Genomic DNA, 3029 nt, shown 5'->3' on the forward strand with positions numbered 1-3029 from the left:
CCTGAACAGGCTGGCGGATATCGCGGAACAGGCGCAATGCCATTTCCATGTTGATGCCGCCTGGGGCGGTGCCAGCTTACTGTCTGAACGCTACCGGGATTTATTTGCCGGCATCGAACGTGCCGATACGGTGACGATTGATGCCCACAAACAACTGTATGTGCCGATGGGCTCAGGCATGGTTCTGTTCCGCCAGCCAACCCTGGCCAACGCGATTGCCCAACATGCCAATTATATTGTGCGCAAAGGGTCGAAAGATCTCGGGCGCCATACTCTGGAAGGCTCCCGCAACGCAATGTCGCTGATGCTGCACAGCAATCTCTATCTGCTTGGCCGACAGGGATTAGCCCGCCTGATAGATGCCAGCATCGAAAAAGCCCGGCAGTTTGCCGATCTGATCCATCAGCAGGCGGATTTTGAATTAATCAGTGAACCGCAGCTTTGCCTGCTGACGTATCGCTATGTGCCGCCAGAAGTATTACAGGCCCTGCGGGAAGGTGCGGCACCGGTCAGGCAGCAACTGCATGAATTGCTTAACACGCTTAATCAGGATATTCAGGCTCGCCAGTGGGCGGCGGGAACATCCTTTGTTTCGCGCACGCACCTCAAACCGGTGCAATGGGATCGGCAACCCACCACGGTTTTGCGTGTCGTGCTGGCAAATCCACTGACCACCTTGGAAATACTGGAGAATATGCTTGAGGAGCAGCGCCGCTTAGCACGGCAAAGCCCGTTCTGGCAAACACTACAGGCTTGGGCCACGGTTAATTGACCTCGACAGACGCACGCCGGGTCGCATGAGCCGGTCATCGGCCTGTATGGGAGAGATTGCGAGTACCATCCATTCGCCTTCTATCCCTTGGTTACATCATCACCGCCAAATGACCGGCGGTGATTTTTCAAGATATCCCATTCACATCACGGTAACACACCGGAATCAATGTTACGTTGGATCGGTCATCGCGATTTTTACGCTCCCCCCGAGATACATTCAGAATATTCAATAATACATACCAAAATAAATGGATGAAAATTCCATTTTTCCTGCATTTAAAAAAATAAAATATCAAATTCACCGGCTATTTAACTCCTTAATATTTTGGATATGACTCAATGTCACCTACGCCAAATTTAATTCATTGTCAAAGTTAATTAATATCATGAGCAGGAGTTCAGCAATGCCTATGTCATGCAATAATATTAACAACAGAAATATTAAATTTTCTCTCAGTTCGACTCAGCAAGTCGTTTGGCTCACCCAATCCCTTCATCCTGATAGCCCTTGTTACCATCTTGGGTCAGTGGTGCTGATTGAGGGGGAGTTGGATGAGGCATTGTTAATCCGTGCTTTTGAAGCCGTTGTTGATCGCCATGACGCATTGCGTTTACGACTCGTCGATACTCAGGAATTACCACGACAAGTACTCACGGATGCCGGTAATGCAGCCGTGACAATCCATGATTTTTCAGGCCATGCGGAGCCAGAAGAGCAGGCAAAACAATATATCCGGACTGCTTTTGGGCGCCCGTTTGATTTGCAGGGTGAACTATGGCGTTTTGCACTGTTACGGGTCAGTGATACCCGTTGGTACTGGCAGTTCTGCTGCCACCCCCTGATCGGTGATGCGGTCACTTTAAGCCTCATCAACAAAGATATCGCCAATATTTATCGTCGCTTAACCCGGGGAAAGGAAATCACCGAAGCCGCGCCCTCCTATCTTGACTTTATTGATCAAGATCGCGCCTATTTAAATTCACCACGCTATAGGCAAGACCAACAATTCTGGCTGAAACGCTACAAAAATTTGCCGCCCGCCTTAATCCAACCGTCAAATGCAGGGCAATCCAATGCCGGGAAAAAAGCCGATAACGCTCCCCCTGAACCGCTGGTTTGGCAATGGGATGAAGCACTTTTGCAGCGTATCGAACAGGCGGTAGCCGTACATGAATTATCGGTTCTGCACTTTATCTATGCGGTGCTGGCTTGCTATTTCTCACGTATAAGTGACACTGAAGATATTGTGATTGGGATCCCCATCCCCAACCGCAAAAACGCCAGGCAACGACATACCCTTGGTAGGTTCTCGTCGATAATTCCCGTCGGTATCACCGTTTCGCCCGATGATACCTTCCTTGATGTGATGAACAAAACCGCCGCAGAATTGCGTCGTTGCCGGCAACATCAGAGCCTGCCAATCACAGAAATCAACCGGCTCATACAAACCGAGCAGAAGACCGGACGTACTCAGCTATTCGATATCACGCTGTCATTTACATCGATAGAAGTAAACGCGGCGATACCCAACGCCACGCTCAGTTACTCACAAATACAGCATGGCACGCCGTTCCCCCTTGCTATCACGGCTCACCAATATACGTTCGCCAACAGTGAAGATGCCCATAAGCCGGTGACGTTTGCGTTTCATTTTTCGCCCGATTATCTGAGTCGTGAGGAAGTAATAGCACTCCAATCCCGTCTGATGGTGTTGCTGGAAGCCGCCCTGACCTCGCCAGAAACACCGATCGGCAACCTGCCGCTATTGCCCCCCGCAGAGCGGCAGCAATTGCTGGTGGATTTTAATGCGACCCAGACCGGTTTTCCGCAGGATGCGCTGATCCACCAACGATTTGAAGCGCAGGCTGCACAGCGGCCTGATGCCACCGCCATTGTGTTTGAGGGGCAGGCTCTCAGTTATGGCGAACTGAATCTCCGTGCCAACCAACTGGCGCATCACCTGATCGCGCTGGGGGTGCGGCCGGATGATCGGGTCGCCATTTGTGTTGAGCGCGGTCTGGAGATGGTAGTGGGCTTACTGGCGATCCTCAAAGCCGGCGGGGCTTATGTGCCGCTTGATCCCGCCTATCCCGCCGAACGGCTGGCGTATATGCTGGACGATGCGGCACCGGTGGCCTTACTGACTCAAGCAACGTTACACGATGAATTACACGACAAGCTGGACAGCACGTTGCCGACGGTCTTGCTGGATAATACGCCGGAGAGTCACGGATCGTTTTGGGCAACCCTGCCG

At 51.6% G+C, this 3029-nt stretch carries 2 protein-coding genes; both read left to right on the top strand.

Going from position 1 to position 3029, the window contains the following annotated elements; all coding sequences use genetic code 11:
• Positions 1–772: pyridoxal-dependent decarboxylase (locus tag PSI17_RS16285; RefSeq protein WP_273552962.1), on the top strand; the 772-nt coding region annotated here is incomplete at its 5' end.
• Positions 773–1178: 406 nt separating this feature from the next.
• Positions 1179–3029 (top strand): condensation domain-containing protein (locus PSI17_RS16290; RefSeq protein WP_273552963.1); only part of this gene is annotated, 1851 nt, incomplete at its 3' end.

This window comes from Xenorhabdus sp. IM139775, from assembly GCF_028598745.1.
In the GTDB taxonomy this organism is placed as follows: Bacteria; Pseudomonadota; Gammaproteobacteria; order Enterobacterales; family Enterobacteriaceae; genus Xenorhabdus.